Annotated in this window: 15 protein-coding genes; 9 read left to right on the forward strand and 6 right to left on the reverse strand. The window is 72.0% G+C overall.

The window, feature by feature from the left end; translation table 11 throughout:
• Positions 1-104: 104 nt before the first annotated feature.
• Both ACSU6M_RS24115 and ACSU6M_RS24120 read left to right on the forward strand, forming a co-directional pair.
• Positions 105-9,254 (forward strand): SpvB/TcaC N-terminal domain-containing protein, encoded by a 9,150-nt coding sequence (locus ACSU6M_RS24115; RefSeq protein ID WP_437072250.1) that lies wholly within the window; start codon positions 105-107, stop codon positions 9,252-9,254.
• 28 nt (positions 9,255-9,282) lie between these two features.
• On the forward strand, positions 9,283-10,017 hold the full coding sequence (locus tag ACSU6M_RS24120) for a hypothetical protein (protein WP_437072251.1): 735 nt from the start codon (positions 9,283-9,285) through the stop codon (positions 10,015-10,017).
• A gap of 4 nt (positions 10,018-10,021) precedes the next feature.
• Here ACSU6M_RS24120 and ACSU6M_RS24125 read toward each other — a convergent pair whose 3' ends face one another.
• A complete protein-coding gene (locus ACSU6M_RS24125; RefSeq protein WP_437072252.1) occupies positions 10,022-11,224 on the reverse strand; it encodes a PucR family transcriptional regulator in 1,203 nt (400 codons plus the stop codon).
• A gap of 173 nt (positions 11,225-11,397) precedes the next feature.
• Between ACSU6M_RS24125 and ACSU6M_RS24130 the strand changes: the two genes are divergently transcribed.
• Both ACSU6M_RS24130 and pruA read left to right on the forward strand, forming a co-directional pair.
• Positions 11,398-12,324 carry a proline dehydrogenase family protein gene (locus ACSU6M_RS24130; RefSeq protein WP_437072253.1) on the forward strand — a complete coding sequence of 309 codons (927 nt, stop codon included), beginning with the start codon at positions 11,398-11,400 and terminating at the stop codon, positions 12,322-12,324.
• A gap of 130 nt (positions 12,325-12,454) precedes the next feature.
• Positions 12,455-14,086, forward strand: coding sequence for an L-glutamate gamma-semialdehyde dehydrogenase (gene pruA, locus ACSU6M_RS24135; RefSeq protein WP_437072254.1), 1,632 nt, complete (start codon positions 12,455-12,457; stop codon positions 14,084-14,086).
• A gap of 90 nt (positions 14,087-14,176) precedes the next feature.
• Here pruA and ACSU6M_RS24140 read toward each other — a convergent pair whose 3' ends face one another.
• Complete coding sequence (locus ACSU6M_RS24140; RefSeq protein ID WP_437072255.1) at positions 14,177-14,383, reverse strand: DUF5988 family protein; 207 nt, start codon at positions 14,381-14,383, stop codon at positions 14,177-14,179.
• A gap of 52 nt (positions 14,384-14,435) precedes the next feature.
• On the reverse strand, positions 14,436-15,446 hold the full coding sequence (locus ACSU6M_RS24145) for an alpha/beta fold hydrolase (protein WP_437072257.1): 1,011 nt from the start codon (positions 15,444-15,446) through the stop codon (positions 14,436-14,438).
• On the opposite strand from ACSU6M_RS24145, the gene ACSU6M_RS24150 reads away from it, so the two are divergent.
• Positions 15,433-15,957 carry a GNAT family N-acetyltransferase gene (locus ACSU6M_RS24150; protein WP_437072259.1) on the forward strand — a complete coding sequence of 175 codons (525 nt, stop codon included), beginning with the start codon at positions 15,433-15,435 and terminating at the stop codon, positions 15,955-15,957. The two genes, ACSU6M_RS24145 and ACSU6M_RS24150, sit on opposite strands and share 14 nt — an antisense overlap.
• Positions 15,958-15,959: 2 nt before the next feature.
• Here ACSU6M_RS24150 and ACSU6M_RS24155 read toward each other — a convergent pair whose 3' ends face one another.
• Positions 15,960-16,952 (reverse strand): NADP-dependent oxidoreductase, encoded by a 993-nt coding sequence (locus tag ACSU6M_RS24155; RefSeq protein WP_437072260.1) that lies wholly within the window; start codon positions 16,950-16,952, stop codon positions 15,960-15,962.
• Between the two features lie 103 nt (positions 16,953-17,055).
• Between ACSU6M_RS24155 and ACSU6M_RS24160 the strand changes: the two genes are divergently transcribed.
• Together ACSU6M_RS24160 and ACSU6M_RS24165 are read left to right on the forward strand one after the other, a co-directional pair.
• Positions 17,056-17,970: a LysR family transcriptional regulator gene (locus tag ACSU6M_RS24160; protein WP_437072261.1), complete on the forward strand. Its 915-nt coding sequence runs from the start codon at positions 17,056-17,058 to the stop codon at positions 17,968-17,970.
• Between the two features lie 223 nt (positions 17,971-18,193).
• Positions 18,194-18,325 carry a hypothetical protein gene (locus tag ACSU6M_RS24165; RefSeq protein WP_437072263.1) on the forward strand — a complete coding sequence of 44 codons (132 nt, stop codon included), beginning with the start codon at positions 18,194-18,196 and terminating at the stop codon, positions 18,323-18,325.
• A gap of 68 nt (positions 18,326-18,393) precedes the next feature.
• On the opposite strand, the gene ACSU6M_RS24170 is transcribed toward ACSU6M_RS24165, so the two are convergent.
• Complete coding sequence (locus tag ACSU6M_RS24170) at positions 18,394-19,962, reverse strand: purple acid phosphatase family protein (RefSeq protein ID WP_437072265.1); 1,569 nt, start codon at positions 19,960-19,962, stop codon at positions 18,394-18,396.
• 143 nt (positions 19,963-20,105) lie between these two features.
• On the opposite strand from ACSU6M_RS24170, the gene ACSU6M_RS24175 reads away from it, so the two are divergent.
• Together ACSU6M_RS24175 and ACSU6M_RS24180 are read left to right on the forward strand one after the other, a co-directional pair.
• A complete protein-coding gene (locus tag ACSU6M_RS24175) occupies positions 20,106-21,149 on the forward strand; it encodes a 3-isopropylmalate dehydrogenase (protein WP_437072267.1) in 1,044 nt (347 codons plus the stop codon).
• Positions 21,150-21,394: 245 nt separating this feature from the next.
• A complete protein-coding gene (locus ACSU6M_RS24180) occupies positions 21,395-22,483 on the forward strand; it encodes a branched-chain amino acid aminotransferase (protein WP_437072268.1) in 1,089 nt (362 codons plus the stop codon).
• On the opposite strand, the gene ACSU6M_RS24185 is transcribed toward ACSU6M_RS24180, so the two are convergent.
• On the reverse strand, positions 22,480-23,919 hold the full coding sequence (locus ACSU6M_RS24185; protein WP_437072270.1) for a cytosine permease: 1,440 nt from the start codon (positions 23,917-23,919) through the stop codon (positions 22,480-22,482). The two genes, ACSU6M_RS24180 and ACSU6M_RS24185, sit on opposite strands and share 4 nt — an antisense overlap.
• Position 23,920: the final 1 nt, after the last annotated feature.

Here is a 23,920-nt window from a genome sequence, read left to right on the forward strand (position 1 = left end):
CAACCGTGACGGATTCTCTACTGGCGGTACTTGTGAGTGAGCTGTGAAGCTCCGTGCGGATCTCGTGCAACCTGTGGCTGTTGCGTAGAAGGGCTGGGCTGTTCATGGCCGGTCGCGTGTGGGGACGCAGACGCTTTCTTCCGTTGCTGCTGGGGCTCGCCCTGGTGCTGTCACTGCTCAGCGCAGGCGTGTGGCGAGATAGGGCCGACACGGCACCGGTCGCCGACGCGCAGCCGCTGGGCGGCTGCGTACCGGGGTCGGAGGCCGCGGACAAGGGGCCGCTCGCCAGGGAGTCCGCCCCGGTGACCACGGACTGGGTCACCCCCAGCACCGGCGTGACCAAGCGGGTGGCCGCCGAGGGCGCCGAGGTCGCGCTGGCACCCGAGGCGGTGGACCGGCCGACGGAGATCGGTGTCCAGCCGCTGTCCGAGACCACCCTGCCGAGCCTCGGCGCCGGCATGGACAACATGACCGAGGGACCGCGCGGTTACCGGTTCACACCGACCCCGCACACCTTCGAGACCGACATCACGGTCTCCCTGCCGTACGACCCGGACGCGCTGAAGGCGGCCGGGCTCACCCCGAACGACGTACAAACCTTCTACTTCGACGAGGCGGCCGACTGCTGGCAGCCGCTGGAGCGGATCGCGGTCGACGAGGAGAAGCAGGTCGTCGTCTCGCGCACCAACCACTTCACCGACATGGTGAACGCCACCGTCACCGCCCCCGAGGGCCCCGAGCAGGTCACCTTCGACCCGAACCGCATCAAGGGCATCCAGGCCGCGGACCCCGCCACCGGCGTCCACCAGATCGCCGCCCCCGCCGCCAACAACCAGGGCGACGCCCGCCTTTCGTACCCCCTTGAGGTCCCGCCGGGCCGCGCCGGGCTCGCCCCCTCCCTGTCCATCGGCTACTCCTCGGCGGCCGCCGACGGCTGGCTGGGCACCGGCTGGAACCTGACCGTCCCCTCCGTCTCCATCGACACCCGCTGGGGCGTCCCGCGCTACGACGCGGCCAAGGAGACCGAGACGTACACCCTGGCCGGCGAGCAGCTCACCCCGGTCGCCCACCGCAGCGAGCCCGGCCCGCGCAGCGAGGGCGACAAGGTCTTCCACACCCGCGTCGAGGGCGGCTTCGCCCGCATCGTGCGCACCGGCGACTCGCCGAAGTCGTACGGCTGGGAGGTCACCGACAAGTCCGGGACCCGCTACTTCTACGGCGGTGAGGGCGCCCGGCTCACCGACGACCAGGGCAACATCTTCTCCTGGGCCCTGCGCGAGGTGCGCGACACCCACGGCAACACCGTCCGCTACCGCTACGCCCTCGTCGAGGACGCCGGCGTGAACGGCGGCACGGTCACCGGCCGCGAGCTGTACGTGAAGAAGATCGCCTACACCGGGCGCGGGGACGACGACGGCCCCTACACGGTGACCTTCGTCCGCGACCGCGACCTCGACGAGCCCCGCCGCCCCGACGTCCACATCGACGCGCGCGGCGGCTTCAAGCGGGTCACCGCCGACCTGCTGCGCCGCGTCGAGGTGCGCTACCACGACGAGCTGGTGCGCGGCTACGAACTCGACTACGACGAGGGCGCGTTCCACAAGACGCTGCTGAAGTCCGTCACCCAGCTGGGTGCCGACGGCAAGCCCTTCACCGAGCACACGTTCTCCTACTACGACGACATCCGTGACGCCGACGGCTCCTACGCGGCGTTCGCCCGCGTCGACTGGTCGTCGCCGGACGACAACGTCCGCAACGGCACGGTGAACGGCGTGCGTTCGGGCGCCGGCGAGGCCGGCGCGCTGAACGGCAACTCCTCCACGGGGGCCGGCGGGCATCTGTACGTCGGCTACGGCTTCACCGGGCAGAAGTCCGGCTCGGTGGGCATCAAGGCGGGCTACAACCGCGGCAAGGACGAGGGCCTGCTGGCGCTGGTGGACGTGGACGGCGACAACCTGCCGGACAAGGTCCTCAAGCGGGGCGACGGCTTCGTCTTCCGCAAGAACCTCTCCCGGCCCGGCGGCGAGCCCGAGTTCGCCGCCGCCACCACCCCGCTGCGCGGCCTGCCCGGCATCCTCGGCGGCACCTCCAGCGCCCGCACGGTCGGGGTCGAGGGCTACCTCGGCGGGATCGCCGCCCAGCTGGACTACGTCGACACCGTCTCCACCACCCGGCGCTACTTCTCCGACGTCAACGCCGACGGCGTCGTCGACCTCGTCGACGGCTCGTCGGTGCTGTTCGGCCGGGTCGAGGCGGACGGCTCCCTGGCCTACGGCGCCGCCGACCGCACCCCGGTGCCGATCGGCGCGGGCCGCGTCGACACCGACGGCCTGCTGCCCGACTACTCCGCCGAGCGGCAGCGGCGCATCGACTCCTACCCGCTGCTGGACACCGTCCGCCGCTGGACCGCGCCCTACGACGGCACCGTGCGCGTCACCGGAACCGTCACGCTCCGGCCAGGGGAGGCCGACGAGGCCGAGTTCGCCGAGCCCGACGGCGTGCGGGTGGCCGTCCAGCACGAGGACCGCGAGCTGTGGTCGGCCCGCATCCCGGCCGGTGACCACACCGCGCGCACCCCGCAGGCCGTGGACGCGATCGAGGTCGAGCGCGGCCAGCAGCTGTACTTCCGCGTCGGCTCCGTCTTCGACGGCACCGCCGACCAGGTCGCCTGGGACCCGACGATCACCTACACGGGCTTCGAGGCCACCGACGCCGACGGCCTGCCCCTGCACTCCTACACCGCGTCGAAGGACTTCACCCTCGCCGGCCGCTCCGGCACCGTCGAGGCCCCGCTGACCGGCACCCTGCACCTGACCGGCGACATCGAGAAGACCTCCGCGACCAGCGACGACGTCACCGTCCTGATCACCCGCGACGGAGACCCGCTGCTGAAGAAGGAGATCCCGGCCGGCGACACGGGCACCGTCCCCGTCGACCTCACCGTCCCCGTCACCCAGGGCCAGGACCTCGCCTGGCGCCTCGACACCGACTCGCCGATCGACGTCACCGCGCTCCGGTGGGCGCCCGAGGCCCGGTACACCGCCGCCGACGGCGTGGCCGACCCCTCCCAGGTCCGCTTCCACGCCCCGTACGACATCGACACCTACCAGGTGACCGGCACCGCGACGGCCCCGCCCGCCGCGTACCCGGCTCCCGGCGGCACCTTCACCGTCACCCCGCACGTCACCGCCCCCGAGGGCACCACGGGACGCGCGGTGTTCACCGTGAAGAAGCGCGGCGCGCTGCTCGCCAAGAGCACGGTCGAGCTGGGTGCCGACCCGGCGCCGCTGCAGGTGACGGCCGAGGCCGGCGAGGAGCTGTTCCTCGACCTCACCGTGCCCTCCGCGGAGCTCGCCGCGAAGATCACCGGCGCGGAGGCGTCCGTCGGCGCCGCGTCGATGCCGGTGACCGTGCACGCCCCCGCGGCCGAGGGCGTCTTCGCCCGCCCGTACCGCGGCTGGTCCGCCGTCGGCTACAACGGCAACAAGGAGCGCGCCGAACAGCCCCTCAAGCAGAGCGACCTGAACGCGGACGTCGAGGACCTGGCCGAGCAGCTGCCCGACGATGTCGACCCCGACCGGGACCGCGACGCCTTCGAACGCGACCCGCGGATCACGCCGACGACGGTCGTGCCGCTCACCCCGGACACCGAGCACCACCGCTGGGGCACCGGCGAGTACACCTGGGTCGCCGCCGGCACCACCTCCAGCTCCCGCTTCGGCGGCCCCACCATCGGCCTGCCCCAGCCCGGATCGCTGGCCTCGGCGCACGCCGTGCCGCGCATGTCCCGCAACCAGCAGATCTCGGTGACCGGCTCCCTGGGCGGCGGCATCGGCAGCGTCGGCGGCAGCGTGGCCAAGGGCACCGCCAAGGGCGTCCTGGACTACCTCGACCTGAACGGCGACTCCTTCCCGGACGTCGTCGGCGCGGGCGGCGTCCAGTTCACCGACCCCACCGGCACCCTCGGCGCCACCCGCGGCACCCTGCCCGGCGGCTCGGTGCGCGAGTCCGACACCCGCAGCGGCAACGCCGCCGCGGGCAGCGCGGCCCGCACCATCAGCACCGGCTCCGGCCACGCCGACCCGCCCGCCACCGGCACCGCCAACACCTCCACCGCGGGCAACGACATGCCCCCGCTGGGCATCGGCGGCAACCTCGGCTCCAGCCGCTCCGACGGCGAGTCCGACCTCCTGGACATCAACGGCGACAACCTGCCCGACCGGGTCTACGAGGACGGCCGCGCCGCCCTGAACCTCGGCTACCGCTTCGCCGCGCCCGAGCCGTGGCCCGGCGGCGCCAAGCCGAACGAGGGCTCCGGGAACAGCGCGGGCCTCAACATCGGCTTCAACACCGACTTCTACGGCTTCGGCGGCGGCGCCTCCTTCGAGCAGGACTCCTCCTCGACGAAGAACTCCCTCGCCGACGTCAACGGCGACGGCCTCGCCGACCGCGTCCTGGCCGGCGACCCGATCCGCGTCGGCCTGAACACCGGCAGCGGCTTCGCGCCCCTGGTCCCGTTCCACGGCAGCCTCGGCGGCGTCAACGAGGACGCCAACGCCCGCGTCGGCGGCGGTGTCTACTTCCGGATCACCTTCGGCACCCCCATCACCGGCTACCTGATCATCAACCCGGGCGTCAACGTCTCCACCGGCGCCTCCCGCGCCGAGCAGATGCTGCGCGACATCGACGGCGACGGCCTCGCCGACCACCTCGCCTCCACCAAGGACAGCGAGCTGACCGTCGCCGCCAACCGCACCGGCCGCACCAACCTCCTCAAGTCGGTGACCCGGCCGCTGGGTTCGCGCATCGATCTCGCCTACACCCGTGACGGCAACACCTACGACCAGCCCGGCTCCCGCTGGCTGCTGACCGGCGCCAAGGTCCACGACAACCTGCCCGGCGACGGCGCCGACACCCAGTCCCTCGCCTTCTCCTACGAGGGCGGCACCTACGACCGCCTGGAGCGCGAGTTCCGCGGCTACGGAACCGTCACCACCACCCAGGCCGACCGCCGCACCTCCACCACCGAGTACGACACCACCAGCCACTACACCCGCGGCCTGGTCAAGCGCCAGACGGTCGCGGACGGCGCGGGCAACCTCTACACCGAGACCCTGCACACCTACACCCTGCGCGACGTGGCCACCGGCGGCACCGCCGACGGCCGCTCCACCCGCGCCACGGTCTTCCCGCAGCTCGTGAGGACCGAGTCCCGCTGGTACGAGGGCGAGAAGGAGCCCGGCAAGAGCACCTCGACCACGCTGTCGTACGACGACCTCGGCAATGTGGTCCGCTCGGTCGACTACGGCGAACCGGGCGCCGCCGACGACGTGGAGACCCGCACCCGCTACACCGAGTGCACCGACACCCATATCGCCGGCATCCCCCGCGAGCTGGAGGTCCGCGGCGGCGGCGAGCTGATGCGCTCGCGCACCTCCGAGGTCGACTGCGCCACCGGCGAGATCACCCGCCACACCGCCCGCCTGGCCGACGGCACCGAAGCGGTCACCGACCTGGAGTACCACGACACCGGCACCCTGAAGTCCGTCACCTCGCCCGAGAACCACCGCGGTCAGCGCTACGAGCGCACCTACGCGTACGACGACCCGACGGGCACGCACGTCACCTCGACCGAGGACAGCTTCGGCTACACCTCCACGACCGCCTACGACCTGCGCTTCGGCCAGCCCACGCGGACCGAGGACATCAACGGCCAGCGGATCAGCACGACGTACGACCGCATCGGCCGGGTCACCTCGGTCACCGGCCCCTACGACCACGAGGCCGGCCGCCCGACCATCGCCTTCGCCTACCACCCCGAGGCACCCGTCCCCTACGCGGTCACCCGCCACCTGGACCGGACCGCCGACGGCACGGTGAAGGACGACACGATCGACACGGTCACCTTCGCCGACGGCCTCGGCCGGATCGTGCAGACCAAGAAGGACGCCGAGGTCGGCGGCCAGGACGTGATGACCGTCTCCGGGCGCACCGTCTACGACGCGCTCGGCCGCGCGGTCGAGCAGTACTACCCGGTGACCGAGCCCAAGGGCGACGCCAACACCGCCTTCAACCCGGCCTTCGACACCGTCCGCCCCACGAAGATCACGTACGACGTGCTGGACCGCCCGCTGCGCACGGTCCTGCCCGACGAGACGGCCAGCACGCTGGCCTACGGGTTCGGCGAGGACCGCTCCGGCGCGGTGCGGTTCGAGACGACCGCCACCGACGCCAAGGGCAACGCCACCCGCGCCTACGCCGACGTACGGCAGCAGAAGACGGCCGTGCGCGAGCCGGGCGCCAAGGCGGGCGACGCCCCGATCTGGACGTCGTACACCTATGACGCCCTCGGCCAGCTGACGAAGATCACCGACGACCGGGACAACACCACCACCGTCGCGTACGACCACTTCGGCCGCCGCACCGCGATCGACTCCCCGGACTCGGGCCGCAGCACCACGGTCTACGACCCGGCCGGCAACGTGATCCGCGCGATCAGCGCCAACCTGGCGGCCAAGGACGAGGCGGTCGAGTACCGCTACGACTTCAACCGCCTGGAAGCGGTGGACTACCCGGTCTTCACGGACAACGACGTCCGCTACACCTACGGCGGTCCGGACGCCGACCACAACGCCGTCGGCCGGGTCACCAAGGTCGAGGACGCGGCCGGCGAGGTCACCCGCAAGTACGGCCCGCTCGGCGAGGTCGTCGAGGAGACCCGCACCCTGCCCGGCCCCGGCCCCCACATCCGCACCTTCACCACCGCCCACCGCTACGACAGCTTCGGCCGCGTCCTGTCGCTGACCTACCCCGACGGCGAGGAACTGACCTACACCTACGACAGCGGCGGCGAGGTCAGCTCGGCCACCGGCACCAAGAACGGCTTCAGCTACCCGTATCTGAAGTCCCTGGACCACGACAAGTTCGGCCAGCGCACCCGCATCGAGCTCGGCAACGGCACGGCCACGGACTACACCTACGACGCCGAGGACCGCCGCCTGGCCACGCTCGACTCCACGCTCCCGACGGGCTACGCCTTCCAGAACCTGTCCTACGGCTACGACGAGGTCGGCAACCTCACCCGCCAGGAGAACGCCACCGAACTGCCCACCAGCCCGGACACCCCGAAGCTGGGCGGCCCCACCGTCCAGACGTACCGCTACGACAACCTGTACCGGCTGACGGAGGCCACGGGCTCGTACGCCTTCGCCCACAACAAGACCGACAGCTACCGGCTGTCGACCTCCTACGACACCATCCACAACATCACCGGCAAGTCCCAGAGCCACGCCATCGCGGTGGGCGGCTCCGGCCACCAGCAGGTGCAGAAGCGCACCAGCTACACCTTCGGCTACGCCTACGCCGACGGACCGCACGCCCCCAGCAGGGTGGGCTCGGACAGCCTGTCCTACGACCTCAACGGCAACCTGATCGACTCCGTCTCCGACACCCCCGGCAACCCGCGCCGGCAGCAGATCTGGGACGAGGACAACCGCCTGGCCTGCGTCCACGACACCTCGAAGAACCACACCCAGGCCCAGGACCCGTCCTCCTGCAACAACCCCGGCAAGCCGCCGACGGTCCGCTTCCTCTACGACGCGGACGGCCAGCGGGTGATCAAGGACGGCGCCCAGACGCACTACTACCCGAACCAGAACTACTCGGCCCGCAACCAGACGGAGTTCAAGCACGTCTTCGTCGGCACCACCCGCATCGCGACGAAGACCTCCAAGCCGGGCAACGCCTACGAGAAGGACCAGTTCTACTACCACGCCGACCACCTGGGCTCCTCGGCCTTCGGCACGGACGGCACCGGCCGCCTCGCCGAGCACCTCGACTACTTCCCGTCGGGCGAGGTCTGGGTCGACGAACACCCCGGTGAGAAGAACCCGTACCAGTTCACCGGCAAGGAGCTGGACCCGGAGACCGGCTACACCTACCACGGCGACCGCTACTACAACCCGCGCTCCGGCGTCTGGCAGTCCGCCGACCCGGCCCTCGGGGACTATCTCGACGGCGCCCCCAACGGCGGTGTGTACACCCCGGCGAACCTCTCCATGTACGCCTACGGCGTCAACAACCCGCTGAAGTACACCGACCCGACCGGCGGCTATCTCGACCTGGCCATCGAGGTCGTCAGCATCGGCATCGGCGTGGCGAGCCTGGTGGACAACGTCCGCAAGGGGAACTACTGGTCGGCGGCCGCCGACGCGGCGGGAGTCGTGGCCGATGTGACGCTCGCCGTCGTCCCCGGTGTTCCGGGCGGTGTGGGCCTGGCCCGCAAGGCCGCCACCAAGGGAGCCGACGTGGTCGCCACGGTGGCCACCAAGGCCGACGACGTCAGGGGCGCCACCCAGGCGGCCCGGCGCGTGGCCGGCAAGGCGGACGACGTGGCGGAGGGCGGCGCCAAGGCCGCCAAGTCCGGGAACCCGCCGTGCAACAGCTTCGTGCCCGGCACCGAGGTGGTCCTGGCCGACGGCTCCACCCGGCCCATCGAGGACGTGCGGACCGGCGACCTCGTGCTCGCCACCGACCCGGAGACCGGACGCACCACCGCCAAGCCGGTCACCCATCTGATCGGCGGCAGCGGCGAGAAGGACCTCGTCGAGCTCACCGTCGACACCGACGGCGACCGGGGCGGCCGCACCGCCACCCTCACCGCCACCGCCGCGCACCCCTTCTGGGCCGAGGACCTGGGCCACTGGGTCGAGGCGGCGGACGTGAAGCCCGGCACCCGGCTGCGCACCGACACCGGCGAACGCGTCCGGGTCACCGACACCGCCTCCCGCACGGCACAGCGCCAGCAGGTGCACAACCTCACCGTCGCCGACCTGCACACCTTCTACGTGCTGGCAGGTGACACCGAGGTCCTCGTCCACAACTCGGGCCCCTGCACCGCCAAGGCCGGCCGCCCGCAGGAGGACGCCATCGCCCAGAAGACCGGGGTCAAGCGGAACCCCGGCAGCGGGCAGCAGACCATCGCCGGACCCAAGACCGGAAAGGACCGCATCCCCGACTTCGACGTGAACGACTCCATCGCCAAGCGCGGCACCATGATGGAATCGAAGGACGTGGCCGACCTGGAGTACCGGGGCCAGATCCGGGACTTCGAGGCCCATGCGAACGACGTGCTCGGCGTCCCGCTGGAGATCGTCGTCCGACCGGGCACCGGGACCCGCATCCCGCAGACCGGTGGTCTGGCCGACGCCATCAAGGCGGGGCGGATCATCGTCACCCCCCTGGACAAACTGTGAGCACCGAGAACCGTGAGCACCACGAGCTGTGAACACTGACCGTCTGACCGCGGAGGTCGTCTTCGACCGGTCGCTCGTCGAGGACCCGGGCGGCGCCACCCTGGTGCGCGTCGCCCGCGTCCTGGCCGAGACCGCGCCGGCCTGGGCGAGCGAGGTGGTCGTCTGGAGCCCCGAGCCGGGGGAGCGGTCCCCGCTCGGCCCGCTCGCCGCGCTCCCGGACGTCGTACGGGACCGGACCCGGTGGGCCACCGAGGACCGTCACTCGGGGAACGTGGAGCTGCGCGGCGCCACCGGCGACCTGAACGTGGTCGTCTCCGTCAACAGCTCCCCGCTGGCCCGTGTCGGCGGCCGGCTCCTGCTGAACAACGGGGTCACGGTCGCCGCGCTCCGCGAGGAGGCGGCCGGTGCGGCCCGGGCGGCCTTCGAGCGGATCTGCGACGAGGCCCGCCCGGTGTGGGGGGCCGTCTACCGCGCCTCCGTCTACCGGGCCCAGGTCATGGCCGACGGTCCCGTCCTGCGGGCCGTCGGCCGGGACTTCTCCCGGTTCCTGCCCGGACTCTTCGAGGTGAACTACTTCGGGGCGAAGTACGTGGAACTGATCGGCGAGGCAACGTTCGAACGGCTCGGCACCGCCGCGCGGAAGGCCGGGGACGGCTGGATCGTGGAGGCGACCGGCGCGGCGGACCTGCTGAGCAGGATCGGAACCGAGTACTTCTTCCTCAAGGGCACCGAGGGGCGGGCCACCCGCGCTCCCGACTGGTGAACGTCTACAGCCGCGCCGCCTTCAGCGCCATGTGCAGCAGCAGCCGGTGCTCGCCGTCGTCCAGGTCGAGGCCGGTGAGCTGCTCCACGCGCGAGAGGCGGTAGTAGAGGGTCTGGCGGTGGATGCCCAGCGCGGCGGCCGTGCGGCCGGCCTGGCCCGCGTGGTCGAGGTACACCTCGGCGGTGCGGGCCAGCTCCCGCTGGGCGGGGGAGAGCAGCGGGGCCACCGCCGGGTCGTGCGCCACCTCCGGGGACAGCGAGGTCAGCATCCGGTAGGCGCCGATACGGGACCACTCGGCGACCGGGCCGAGACGGGGCTCGGCGAGGACGGCGCGGGCCGCCGCGGCCGCCTCCCGCCAGGAGGTGCCCAGCTCGGCCAGGCCGCCGCGGATCTCCCCGACGCCGGCCGCGCGGGCACCCTCCCGCAGCAGCCTCGAGGCCGCCGTCAGCGCCGGCACCTGCACCTCGGCCGAGCGCAGCCGCACCAGCACCGCCAGGCACTGTCCCTCCCCCGCCGCCGCACGGGCGGGGGAGCCACCCCCGCCCCACGGCATCGTGCACAGCGCCGTCGCGTGCGGCACCGTACGGGCCGACGGGGCGTCGTCGGGGTCGGCCGACGGCCAGGGCGCCACACACACCACCGTGTGCGGGCCCTCCCCTCGCGGGCCGAGCGCGGTCCGCAGCGCCGCCACCGCCATGTCCTGCCGCCAGCCCCGCTCGGCGGTCAGCACCGCCCGGAACTCCCGCGTCAGGTCGGCGCCGTGCTGCGCCTCGTCCGCCAGCAGCGCGCCGATCCGCTCCGTCACCTCCATCGCCGCGTCCAGCTGGGCGTCCGTGGGTCCCGGATCGTCGTCCAGCAGCCACACATAGCCGAGGACGACCCCGCGGTGGCGCACGGGCAGGCAGATCCGTCCCCGGTACACCCCCGCCTCCGGGGTCGGCGGGATACGGACCGGGCCGGTCGCCCGGGTGATGCCGAAGCCCTCGAACCACTCCCGTACCGCCGCCGTGGAGCGCCGGGTCAGGATCGAGCGGGTGCGCACCGGGTCCAGCGCGGAGGGATCGAGGTCGCCCTCGTCGTCGTACGCGCCGAAGGCGATCAGCTCGAAGTCGCGGTTCTCCAGGGTCGCGGGAGCGCCCAGAAGCTCGGAGATCTCGTCGACCAGCTCCTGGTAGTCACTCCTGTGTTCCGACGTCACCCTGGGCATTCTGCCGCATTTCCCGAAGGGCTTCAGACATCTGTCTGAGATCTGCGGCACGGATGCGTGACAGCTGTCGGTAGCACAGGATCGGAGGGATCCTTAGGTTTCACGGTGGTTCTCCGTGCCGTACCCGACTCGTAGGGTTCCGGCCTGTTTCACCTGTTCTGTGGAGGTGCCCCGTGCTGGGTCCCGTGATTCTCGCCGCGTCGCGCAGCGACCGGATGCGACGCCTGATCTCGGCGGCCCCGGTCACCAAGCAGGTGGTCGACCGGTTCATCCCCGGCGAGACGGTGGGCGACATCGTCCCGATCATCGAGGACCTCACGGCCAAGGGCCTGGAGCTGACGATGGACGTCGTCGGCGAGGACATCACCACCCCGGAGCAGGCCGGTGCCGCCCGTGACGCCTACCTGGAGCTGATCGAGCGCCTGAAGCCGCTGGAGCTGGGCGAGCGCGTCGAGATGTCGGTGAAGCTGTCGATGTTCGGCCAGGCGCTGGAGGGCGGCCACGAGCTGGCCCTCGCCAATGTGCGCCCGGTCGTCGAGGCCGCCGCCGCCCTCGGCACCACGGTCACCCTGGACGCCGAGGACCACACCACCCTGGACTCGATGTTCGCCATCCACGACGAGCTGCGCAAGGACTTCCCGGGGACCGGCTGCGTCATCCAGGCGTACCTCTTCCGCACCGAGGCCGACGCCCGCCGCCTGGCCGCGAACGGCAGCCGCGTGCGGATCGTGAAGGGCGCCTACAAGGAGCCCGCCGAGGTCGCCTACCAGCAGAAGCACGAGATCGACAAGGCGTATGTGCGCATCCTGAAGATCCTCATGGAGGGCGAGGGCTACCCGATGATCGGGTCCCACGACCCGCGCCTGATCTCCATCACCCAGGAACTCGCCCGCAAGGCCGGCCGCAAGCTCGACGAGTACGAGTTCCAGATGCTCTACGGCATCCGCGGCGACGAGCACCTGCGGCTGGCCGCCGAGGGCCACCGCATGCGCGTCTACACCGCCTACGGCACCGACTGGTACGGCTACTTCATGCGCCGCCTGGCCGAGAAGCCGGCCAACCTGCGCTTCTTCTTGAGGAGCATGATCAGCCGTGGCTGATGCAACGTGGCTGTGCTGCAGCCCCTGCCGGGGGTCCGGGGGTTGTCCCCCGGACAAGCACAGCCTGCGCTCGATGGTCTCCAAGGGCTGAACCCGAACACCCGCTCACGTACAAGGAGTTACGGATCTCATGGACGCTGTGACCCAGGTCCCCACCCCCGTCAACGAGCCGGTGCACGGCTACGCCCCCGGCTCGCCCGAGCGCGCCCGGCTGGAGGTCAAGCTCAAGGAGCTGGCCGAGAACCCGATCGACCTGCCGTGCACCATCGGCGGTGAGAAGCGGATGGGCGGCGGCGAGGCATTCCAGGTCGTCCAGCCGCACAACCACAAGGCGGTCCTCGGCACCTACCGCAACGCCACGCAAGCGGACGCCCAGGACGCCATCGACGCGGCCCTCGCGGCCGCCCCGGCCTGGCGCGCGATGTCCTTCGACGACCGCGCGGCGATCATCCTGCGCGCCGCCGAGCTGCTGGCCGGCCCGTGGCGGGAGACCATGGCCGCCTCCACCATGCTCGGCCAGTCCAAGACCGCCCAGCAGGCCGAGATCGACACCCCCTGCGAGCTCGTCGACTTCTGGCGCTTCAACGTGGCCTACGCCCGCCAGATCCTCGCCGAGCAGCCCCCGGCCAACTCCCCGGGTGTGTGGAACCGTCTGGACCACCGCCCGCTGGAGGGCTTCGTCTACGCGATCACGCCGTTCAACTTCACGGCCATCGCGGGCAACCTGCCGACCGCGCCCGCGCTCATGGGCAACGTCGTCGTCTGGAAGCCGTCCCCGACGCAGACCCACGCCGCCGTGCTGCTGATGCAGCTGCTGGAGGAGGCGGGCCTGCCCAAGGGCGTCATCAACCTGGTCACCGGTGACGGCATCGCCGTCTCCGAGGTCGCCCTGAACCACCGCGACCTGGCCGGCATCCACTTCACCGGCTCCACCAAGACCTTCCAGTACCTGTGGAAGACGGTCGGCCAGAACATCGAGAAGTACCGCTCCTACCCGCGTCTGGTCGGCGAGACCGGCGGCAAGGACTTCGTCGTCGCCCACCCGAGCGCCGACCGCGCGGTGCTGAAGACCGCCCTGACCCGCGGTGCCTTCGAGTACCAGGGCCAGAAGTGCTCGGCCACCTCCCGCGCCTACATCCCGGCGTCCATCTGGAACTCCGGCTTCAAGGAGGAGTTCGCGGCCGAGGTCGACTACATCACCATGGGTGACGTCACCGACCTGTCGAACTTCATCGGCGCCGTGATCGACGAGCGCGCCTTCGCCAAGAACAAGGCCGCCATCGACCGTGCGAAGGCCGATCCGGCCTGCACGATCGTCGCGGGCGGCTCCTACGACGACTCGGTCGGCTACTTCGTGCGCCCGACCGTCATCGAGTGCACCGACCCGGAGAACGAGGTCTTCACGACCGAGTACTTCGGTCCGATCCTCGCCGTGTACGTCTACGAGGACGACAAGTACGACGAGATGCTGACCCAGATGGAGTCGGTGTCCGACTACGCGCTCACCGGCTCGGTCATCGCGAACGACCGCGCGGCGGCCGCGTACACGATGGAGAAGCTGCGCTACGCGGCCGGCAACTTCTACATCAACGACAAGTCGACCGGCGCCGTCGTCGGCCAGCAGCCCTTCGGCGGCGGCCGTGCCTCCGGCACCAACGACAAGGCCGGCGCCCCGCAGAACCTGATGCGCTGGACCCTGACCCGCGCCATCAAGGAGACGCTGGTCCCGCCGACCGACTACGGCTACCCGCACATGGGCTGACGCCCCCGCGGCACCCCTGGACCCCGCCCCCGCTCCGGCTTGCACCTCCGGAGCGGGGGCGGTGCCATGTCCGGCGGGACAGCGCGGGGCCTACCCCGCCATCTCCGTCCGCTCCCACCACTCGTACACGGGCAGCGAGCCCTCGGGGGTGTCCGTCCGGCGGTCGGTCGGGCGGAAGTGCTCGTAGCCGTTGCGCAGCTCGATCTTCACGTCCGGGCCGGGGTCGGGGACGGGCACGATCCGCTCGGGCAGGTCGTCGGGGCCGCCTTGGAGGAACACCTTCTCCGTGTCGTTCATGACGTCAGGTGTTCCCCTGCGGGCGGCCGCTTGTCCGGTGCCGCGCGGAGGATCAGTCGTGTGGGCGAGCCGCCGGCAGCACCCTGCCGAGGAAGTCGTCGATCAGTGCCGCGATCTGGCCGGCGTGGGTCTCCAGGGCGAAGTGGCCCGTGGGCAGCAGATGCACCTCGGCGTCCGGCAGGTCCCGCCGGAAGGCGAGCGCGCCCTGCGGCACGAAGATCTCGTCATGGGCGCCCCACACCGCCAGCAGCGGCACCTGGCTGGTGCGGAAGTACTCCTGGAAGGCCGGGTACAGCGCGAAGTTGGAGCCGTAGTCGCAGATCAGGTCGAGCTGTATCCCGGTCTGGCCCGGACGGGCGAGGTCGGCCGCGTCCCGCTCGTAGGCGTCCGGACTGACCGTCTCCTTGAGGTGTTCGGGCACGCCGTGCAGGTACTGCCACTTGATGCCGTCCAGGGTGTAGATCTCCCGCACCGGCGCCTCCGTCTCGGGCGTGCGCTCCTTGATCAGCGCCAGCACCGGCGCCCATGCCTCGGCGCCCAGGCCCTCCTCGTAGGCGTTGCCGTTCTGCGTGACGATCGCGCTCACCCGGTCCGGATGCGCCAGCGCCAGCCGCAGCCCGATGGGGGCGCCGTAGTCCTGGACGTACAGCGCGAACCGCTCCAGCCCCAGCCGCTCGGTGAACTCGCCGGTGATCTCCGCCAGTTCGGCGAAGGTGTACGAGAACTCGGCGGCGGGCGGTGTCGCCGAGCGGCCGAAGCCGAGGTGGTCGGGGGCGATCACCCGGTACCGGCCGGCGAGCAGCGGTATCAGGTCCCGGAACATGTGCGAGCTGCTGGGGAAGCCGTGCAGCAGCAGAAGCACGGGCGCGTCCTCGGGCCCGGCCTCTCGGTAGTGGATCTCGTGGCCGCGGACGGCCGCGGTGCGGTGGTGAACCCGGTGCGTGGTCATGACGGCATCATGAGCCGCCCATCTATAACCAGTCAAGTGACTTTTAAAGGTTAGATGGAGGGTGGCCGCCGAGTCCTCGATCCCCGGCGACAATGCCGGTATGACCTTGCGCATCGCCCACACCGCCCAGCTCGCGCCCGCCGAACTCCACCGCGTCCGCGGCCTGTTGCACGAGTCCTTCGACGGCGACTTCGCCGACGAGGACTGGGAGCACACCCTCGGCGGCCTGCACGCCCTCGCCTACGACGGGCGGGGACTGGCCGCGCACGGGGCCGTGGTCATGCGGCGCGCCCGGCTCCGCGGACGGTGGCTGCGCGTCGGCTACGTCGAGGGGGTCGCCGTGCGCCGGGACGTGCGGCGCACCGGGCTCGGCGGGCGCGTGATGGAGGCGCTGGAGGGCGTCATCACCCGCGCCTACGACCTGGGCGCCCTCTCCGCGAGCGACGAGGGAGCCAGGCTGTACGAGGGCCGGGGCTGGCGCGCCTGGCCCGGCCCGATCGGCGCCCTCGGGCCGGACGGCCCGGTGCCGCTGCCCGACGAGGAGGGGTCCACCTACGTCTGGCCCGTCCCCGCCGACCCGCACACCGAACTGCTCTTCGACTGGCGTGACGGCGACGTCCTGTGACCTCAGCCGGCCCGCACCAGCATCTTCCCCGTGTTCCCGCCCCGCAGCATCAGCAGGAACGCCTCCACGATCCGCTCGAACCCCTCCACCACCGTCTCGTCGAGCGCCAGCGCCCCGCTGCGCAGATGCGGTACGGCGAACTCGTACAGCTCCTCCTGCCGCGCCCGGTGGTCGCGCACCAGGAAGCCCTCGATGCGCAGGCTCTTCTCCACCACATCGGCGTGGTTGAAGAGCACCGGCGGCGCGGCGGGGGTGTTGTACTGGCTGACCGTGCCCACCCGCACCACCCGCCCCCGCTCGCGCAGCGCGCCGATCGCCGCGCCGAGGTGGTCGCCGCCGACGTTGTCGACGAACACGTCGATACCGGTGGGCGCCGCCTCGGCGAGGAGGCCGGCGACCGGGCCGTCGTGGTAGTCGAACGCCGCGTCGTAGCCGACCCGTTCGGTCAGGTACCGCACCTTCTCGGCCGACCCCGCGCTGCCGACGATCCGCCCCGCGCCCAGCAGCCGGGCGAAGCGGCCGGTGGCCGTGCCGACGCCGCCCGCCGCGCCGGAGACGAACAGGTCCTGCCCCTCGCGGAGTTCGGCGATCCGGGTGAGCCCGATGTACGCGGTGAGGCCGGTGCCGCCGAGCACGCTCAGATACGCGGTGAGCGGCACGCCCTCGTGGTGCGGGATGTGCCGGACCTCCTCCGGGGCGACCACGGCGTGGGTGCGCCAGCCCTGCCGGTGCAGGACGATCTCGCCCTCGCGCAGGGAGGGTGCGCGCGAGGCGGTGACCCGGCCGAGGGTGCGGCCCTCCAGCGGGGCGTTCAGGGCGAAGTCGCCGTCCATCATCTCCCGGTGGTACGGGTCGACCGACCACAGCAGGTTCTCCACCAGGGCCGTGCCCGGCGCGGGCTCGGGGACCGCCGACTCGACGAAGCGGAAGTGCTCCGCGCTGGGGAAACCGGTCGGGCGGGCGGTCTGCTGGACGGTGAGCGCGATGTCGTTCATGGCGGGGACGGTAGGAAGGAATGCGGGCGGGTGGGAGAGGGTTGCGTTCATGGAACCGCCCGGTCCATGAAACGTCCTCATAGCAGCAGGTGGGAGCGCCCGCGTGAACACAGTCGATCTCGCACCGCAGGAGTTGCGCACCCTGGTCGCGGTGGCCGAGGAGGGCGGCTTCTCCGCCGCGGCCGTGCGGCTCGGGGCGACGCAGTCCGCGGTGTCGCACGCGGTGCGCGGCATGGAGCGCAAGCTGGGCGTCGTGCTGTTCGAGCGGGGCAGGCACGGGGCCCGGCCGACCGCCGCGGGGGAGCGGGCCGCGGCGCACGGGCGCCGGGTGCTGCGCATGCTCCAGGTGCTGGCCGCCGAGACCCGCGCGGCCGCTGCCGGGGCGTCCGGCGAGCCGTCCGGACCGCTGCGCATCGCCGCCTTCCGCAGCGCGGCCCTGCATCTGCTGCCGCCCGCCCTGGAGCGGCTGGCCGCCCGGCACCCCGGCATCGAGGCGACCGTGACCGTCGTACGGGAGATCGGGCCCGGCACCGCGGGGGAGGTCGCCGAGGGGCGCGCGGACATCGGGATCGCCACCATCGGCACCGGCTCGCCCGTCCCGCCCGAACTGGTCGGTGACGTGCTGCTGGAGGAGCCGTACTCCCTGGTGCACCCGGCGGGCCACCCCGACCCGCGGTCGCTGCCGCTCGTCGACTGGATGGAGAACTGCTCCTCCTACACCCGCGACTGGTGGGCGGCCCAGGACTGGATCCCGGCCGCGACCGTGCGCGCCGAGGACGACGGAGCGGTGCTGTCGATGGTGAGCAGCGGTCTGGGCATGGCCATCATGCCCGCGCTCTCCCTCACCGGAGCACCGCCCGCCCTCCAGGTCACCGATCTCGGCCCGCGGCGCCCCACCCGTCAGGTCGGCTATGTCACCACCCCGGAGCTCGCCGCCTCCGCGGCCGTCCGCGCCCTCGTCCGCGAGCTGCGCGCCCTGCATCCGCGAGCCACGAAAGCGCAGGTCACGGCGGTGTGACCCAGCTCTCTGTCTCAGATAGTAGGAAGCCCAAGTAATTGTGGAGACAGGAGCGTGCTCCTCCCTTACTTTTGTAGGAGCCGAACGTCTCGCTCGATCAAGCGAAGGGCGGTCGTGAGCCGGGCCCGCGCAGGCAACCCCTGCGGCCACGAGCTCCCCGCCCCATCCGGCGTCTCGTAACCCCCCTTGCCGCGCTCCGCGTTGAAGAAGGAGTCGATCCCTCATGGCCGAGACGACCGTCCGCCGCCGAGTCCGCCACGTCTCCCGCACCACCGAGACCGACCGCAAGCAGGCCGCCGCCGCCCTCCAGCGGGCCCTCGACCGCCGCGACAACGGCGGCTCCACCGGCCACTGAGCCGACCGCGCCACACTCCGTCCGCCGGGAGCCGCACCCCCGGCGCGGCGCGGACGCCGGGTGGGACCCTAGCGTCCGCGCCGCACCTCGAAACGGTCGATCCGCTCACCCGTGTGCGTCCGCGCCGACACCTTCAGCCGCGGCGACGGCCCGGCCAGCGCCTCCACCGCCAGGTAGGAGAAGCCCCGGTGCCGCACCCGCGACCACTCCACGGTCTCCGGCTCCCGCTGCCGTGACCGCGTCCAGCTGAACGTCCGCACGGACTCGGTGTCGCGCACCCGGCCCTCGAAGCTCTCCGCCACGGGAAAGCCGTACGGCTCCCGGCCGCCGCCGCCCGCGGTGACGTACACCGTCCCGTCCCGCGCCGGGTCCGCCGAGCCGCCGACGGGCACCCGCCGGCCGACCTCGCCGCCCCGGATGGCGTCGGTGCGCTCGTAGACATGGTTGTGTCCGTTGATCACCAGGTCCACGCCGTGCCGGGCGAACACCGGCAGCCAGGCCGCGCGCACCCCGCCGTCGGAGGCGTGCGCGGAGGTGGAGTAGGCGCAGTGGTGGAAGAAGACGACCACGAAGTCCACGCCGTTGTCCGCCCGCAGCCCGGCCAGCGTGCGGTCCAGCCACGCCGTCTGCCGGCCCTCGCTGTGACCGAGGTTGGCCGGGATCTCGTACGACACGTCGTTGGCGTCCAGCGCCACCACGCCGACGTTGCCGTAGGTGAACGCGTACACCCCCGGCGCCCGCCGCGCGTCGAAGCCGCTGCCGGGCAGCGAGAAACGGGCGAGATGGCCGCCGTAGCCCTCCGGCGAGTACCAGGCTTCCATGTCGTGGTTGCCGGTCGTCACCATCCAGGGGACCGACCTGGCGACCGGTTCGTTCTGCCGGAAGAACCGGTCCCACAGCACCGGGTCGTACCCGTCCGCCTGGGTGCCCCGGCCGTTGGCGTTGGCGTAGCAGATGTCACCCGCGTGCAGATGGAACGCCGGCCCCTCCCGCCCCACCCGCCGGGCCAGGGCGGCCGATTCCTCGCCCACGCCCTGGTCGCCGAAGGCGGTGAAGACGAAGGACCGCGGGCGCACGGGTGCCGTGCGGAAGGAGGCGATCGTGCCCCGGTGGAGCGGGTCGGCGGGGTCGAAGCCGTCGTGCCCGACGCCGTAGTAGTACGTCGTGCCCGGCAGCAGGCGGTCCAGCGCGGCATGCACGTAGTACTGCTCCACCTGCGGCCGCACCCCCTCCACCCCCGGCGTGCGCAGCTCCCGCAGCTCGGCCCCGATCCGGGGCCCCAGCGCGTCGGGACGGGCGCCGATCCGGACGTAGGGCCGGCGCACGGCCGCGGGGACCTGCCAGGAGATCCGCATCCCGGTGCGCGGGTCCGCGCCGAAGGACAGATGCCGGCCGAAGGGCGCGAGCGCCGCGCCGGGCGCCACCGCCGTGGCCCTCGCGGGCCGGGCCGCCGGGGTCGCCGCCGTGCGCCCGGAACCCTCCGGCCCGGCGCATCCGGCCACCAGGGCGCCCGCCACCGCGCCCGCGCTCACCAGCGTGCGCCGCCGGGTGAGCCTCGTCCGCAGATACTCGTGCTGCTCGGCCATGCTCATCCGGCGGACCAGCCGCTCGGGGATGCCGAAATCCGGGGTCTCCATGGGCAGGAGGCTTCCCGCGGAGCCCAACGCCCCTGGGACACAAGGGTGAACGCCACCCGACGACCTGACGTTGTCCCTCGTACGAATGTCCAGATGGCGGACAGTGCGTGTCATTGCATGGGACGAAGAGTAGGGTGCCCGGCATGTCTCGCAGCATCAATCTCGCAGTGATCCCCGGTGACGGCATCGGCCAGGAGGTCGTGGCCGAGGGTCTCAAGGTCCTCTCCGCCGTCCTCCCGGAGGACGTGAAGCTGGAGACCAAGGAGTACGACTTCGGCGCCCGGCGCTACCACGCCACCGGTGAGACCCTCACCGACGCCGACCTCGACGCCCTGAAGCAGCACGACGCCATCCTGCTCGGCGCGATCGGCGACCCGAGCGTGCCGTCCGGCGTCCTGGAGCGCGGCTTCCTGCTCAAGCTGCGCTTCGCCTTCGACCACCACGTCAACCTGCGGCCCTCCAAGCTGCTCCCCGGTGTGGACACGCCGCTGAAGGGCCAGCCGGAGATCGACTTCGTCGTGGTCCGCGAGGGCACCGAGGGCCCGTACACCGGCAACGGCGGCACCATCCGCAAGGGCACCGAGCACGAGGTCGCCACCGAGGTGTCCGTCAACACGGCCTTCGGTGTCGAGCGCGTCGTCCGGGACGCCTTCGCCCGCGCCCAGGCCCGCCCGCGCAAGAAGCTGGCGCTGATCCACAAGAACAACGTGCTGACCTTCGCCGGTCACCTGTGGACGAACGTCTTCAACCAGGTGGCCGAGGAGTTCCCCGAGGTCACCACCGAGTACATGCACGTCGACGCCGCGACCATCTACCTGGTCACCCAGCCCGAGCGGTTCGACGTCATCGTCACCGACAACCTGTTCGGCGACATCATCACCGACCTCGCCGCGGCCGTCTCCGGCGGCATCGGCGTCGCCGCCTCCGGCAACATCAACCCGAGCGGCGAGTTCCCGTCGATGTTCGAGCCGGTCCACGGCTCGGCCCCGGACATCGCCGGCCAGGGCAAGGCCGACCCGACCGCGACGGTCCTCTCGGTCGCCCTGCTGCTGCGCCACCTCGGCCACGACGCCCAGGCCGCCCGCATCGAGGAGGCGGTCGCCGCCGACCTCGCCGAGCGCGTCGGCAAGCCCGCCCGCTCCACCACGGAGATCGGCGACGCGCTCGCCGTACGCGTAGCCGGCTGACCCGCCGCGCGCCACCAGCCGTCGGGTCCCTTCCAGGAGCCCGGCGGCTTCCGCATGCCCCCGCCGGGTGACACCATCGAGCCCTGGGCCGCACCCACGCCGTTTCCTCCCGTGGCGGGCCGCGCGCGATAATCGAACGCGGAGCCGCGGAATGAGGGAAAGCTCGGACGTCCTAGCACTGGCCGGAAACGGCCGGTCGGGCGTGAGCGCGGCCCGTCACTACAACCGGTGAAGGACAACCACTCATGACGACGCCCACGATCGAGCTGAAGCCCTCCGCCCACCCGCTGTCCGACGCGGAGCGCGAGGCGATCCTGGCCAACCCCGGGTTCGGCCGCCACTTCACCGATCACATGGTGACCATCAAGTGGACGGAGGGCCGCGGCTGGCACGATGGCCAGCTCGTGCCGTACGCGCCGATCTCCCTCGACCCGGCCACGTCCGTCCTGCACTACGCGCAGGAGATCTTCGAGGGCCTCAAGGCATACCGCCGCCCCGACGGGTCCGTCGCCACCTTCCGCCCCGAGAAGAACGCGCAGCGCTTCCAGTCCTCCGCCCGCCGCCTCGGCATGCCCGAGCTGCCCGTCGAGACCTTCATCGAGGCATGTGACGCCCTCGTCCGCCAGGACCGGGCCTGGGTTCCGGCGCACGGCGGCGAGGAGTCCCTCTACCTGCGCCCGTTCATGATCGCGACCGAGGTCGGCCTGGGCGTGCGCCCGGCCAACGAGTACCTGTTCCTGGTCATCGCCTCCCCGGCCGGCGCCTACTTCCCCGGTGGCGTGAAGCCCGTCTCCATCTGGGTCTCCCAGGACCGCGTCCGCGCCGTCCCCGGCGGCATGGGCGACGCCAAGACCGGCGGCAACTACGCGGCCTCCCTGCTCGCCCAGGCCGAGGCCGCCGCCAAGGGCTGCGACCAGGTCTGCTACCTCGACGCGGTCGAGCACCAGTGGGTCGAGGAGCTCGGCGGCATGAACCTGTACTTCGTGTACGGCGACAGGATCGTCACCCCGTCCCTCACCGGCTCCATCCTCGAGGGCGTCACCCGCGACTCCCTGCTCACCGTCGCCCGCGACCTCGGCTACACCGCCGAGGAGGGCCGCGTCTCCCTCGACCAGTGGCGGGCCGACACCGAGAACGGCACCCTCACCGAGGTCTTCGCCTGCGGCACCGCCGCCGTGATCACCCCCGTCGGCACGGTCAAGACCGACGGCGCCGAGTGGCGGCAGAGCGGCGGAGAGCCCGGCGAGGTCACCCTGCGACTCCGCCAGGCTCTCCTGGACATCCAGCGCGGCACCGCCGAGGACAAGCACGGCTGGATGCACCAGCTCGGCTAGACCTCGTTCTGCACCAGGGCCGCGTCGGGCGTCACGTCCGCCGCGGCCCCGGCGCTCTCCCGGCCCAGGGTCAGCAGCAGGTACGAGGCGCCGCCGACCGCACCCGACAGCAGGAAGCTGCAGTCGACCCCGCCGGTCAGGGCCAGCAGCGGGCCCTCGTACTGCGGCAGGGCCACCGCCAGCACACCGACCGTGGCACCGAGCACCCAGGACACGGTCGCCGGGATGTTCCAGCCGCCGCTGAACCAGTAGATCCCGCCCCGCGCACGGCGGTTGAAGACCTGGAGGGCGTCGGCGTCGTACTCCCCGCGGCAGCGCGCGAAGCCGATCAGCGTGATGACCGCCCAGGGCGTGCCGATGGCGGTGAGCAGCAGCACGAAGGACGTCATCGCCGACTGGGCGTCCGAGAAGTAGTGGCCGAGGAAGACACAGGCCGTCGCGATCACGGCGACCACACAGGTGGCGCGGGCCCGGGACAGCCGGGGCAGGATGGCGTCCAGGTCCAGGCCCATCGAGTACAGCATCAGCCCCGCGTTGCCGACCGACCCGGCCGAGGCGGCCAGCAGCAGCGGCAGCAGGTACCAGGCGGGCGCGGACGCGGCGAGCGGACCGGCGTAGTCGAGGGCGGCCTGCGCGGCGTACGAGGTGAAGGTGCCGAAGAGCTGCGGCACCAGCAGGCCCAGCAGCAGCCCCAGCCAGGTCGCGCGCAGCACCGTGCGCGAGGAGTGGCGGGCGGGGGAGATGTAGCGGGTGTAGTCGCCGAGCAGGGTGATGAAGGCGACCGGCCCGGACAGGCCCGCGGCCACCGCCGCCAGCAGCCAGGTCGGCCAGAACCCGCCCAGCAGATAGCCGCCGGACTCCTCCAGCGCGCCGGTGCCGAAGTCGGGGGCGTAGGCGATCACACCGAGGACCAGCAGGACCGTCATGCCGACGGCGAGCACGCGGGACAGCTTCAGCAGCAGCTGGTAGCCGTACACCGCGCCCGCGACGGTCGCCGCCGCCAGCAGGCCGTAGACCAGGGCGTACGACAGGTCGCTCGCGGGCATACCGAAGAGCCGTCCCAGCACGCTGACCGTCACGTCGCCGCCGATCCACACCGTCAGCGCGGTATAGCCGAGGGCGAGCAGCAGGCCGACGACCGACCCGACCAGCCGGCCGCGCACCCCGAACTGGGCGCCGGAGGAGGTCGAGAGGTTGGTGGCCGTGCGCAGGGAGATCAGCGCCAGCGGAGCGGTGAAGGCGATGCCCACCAGGGTGCCGACCACGACCGAGCTCACGGACGCCCACCAGCCGAGCCCGAAGGACGGCGGCAGCCACCCGAAGACGATCACTCCGAGGCAGAGGTTCGACCCCAGCAGGATCGCGACGAGGTCGCGGGGACCGCTGGTGCGTTCGTCCTCCGGGATGGTGTCGACTCCGCGCTGTTCCATCGGCATG

The organism is Streptomyces sp. enrichment culture (genome assembly GCF_964272895.1).
In the GTDB taxonomy this organism is placed as follows: domain Bacteria; phylum Actinomycetota; class Actinomycetes; order Streptomycetales; family Streptomycetaceae; genus Streptomyces.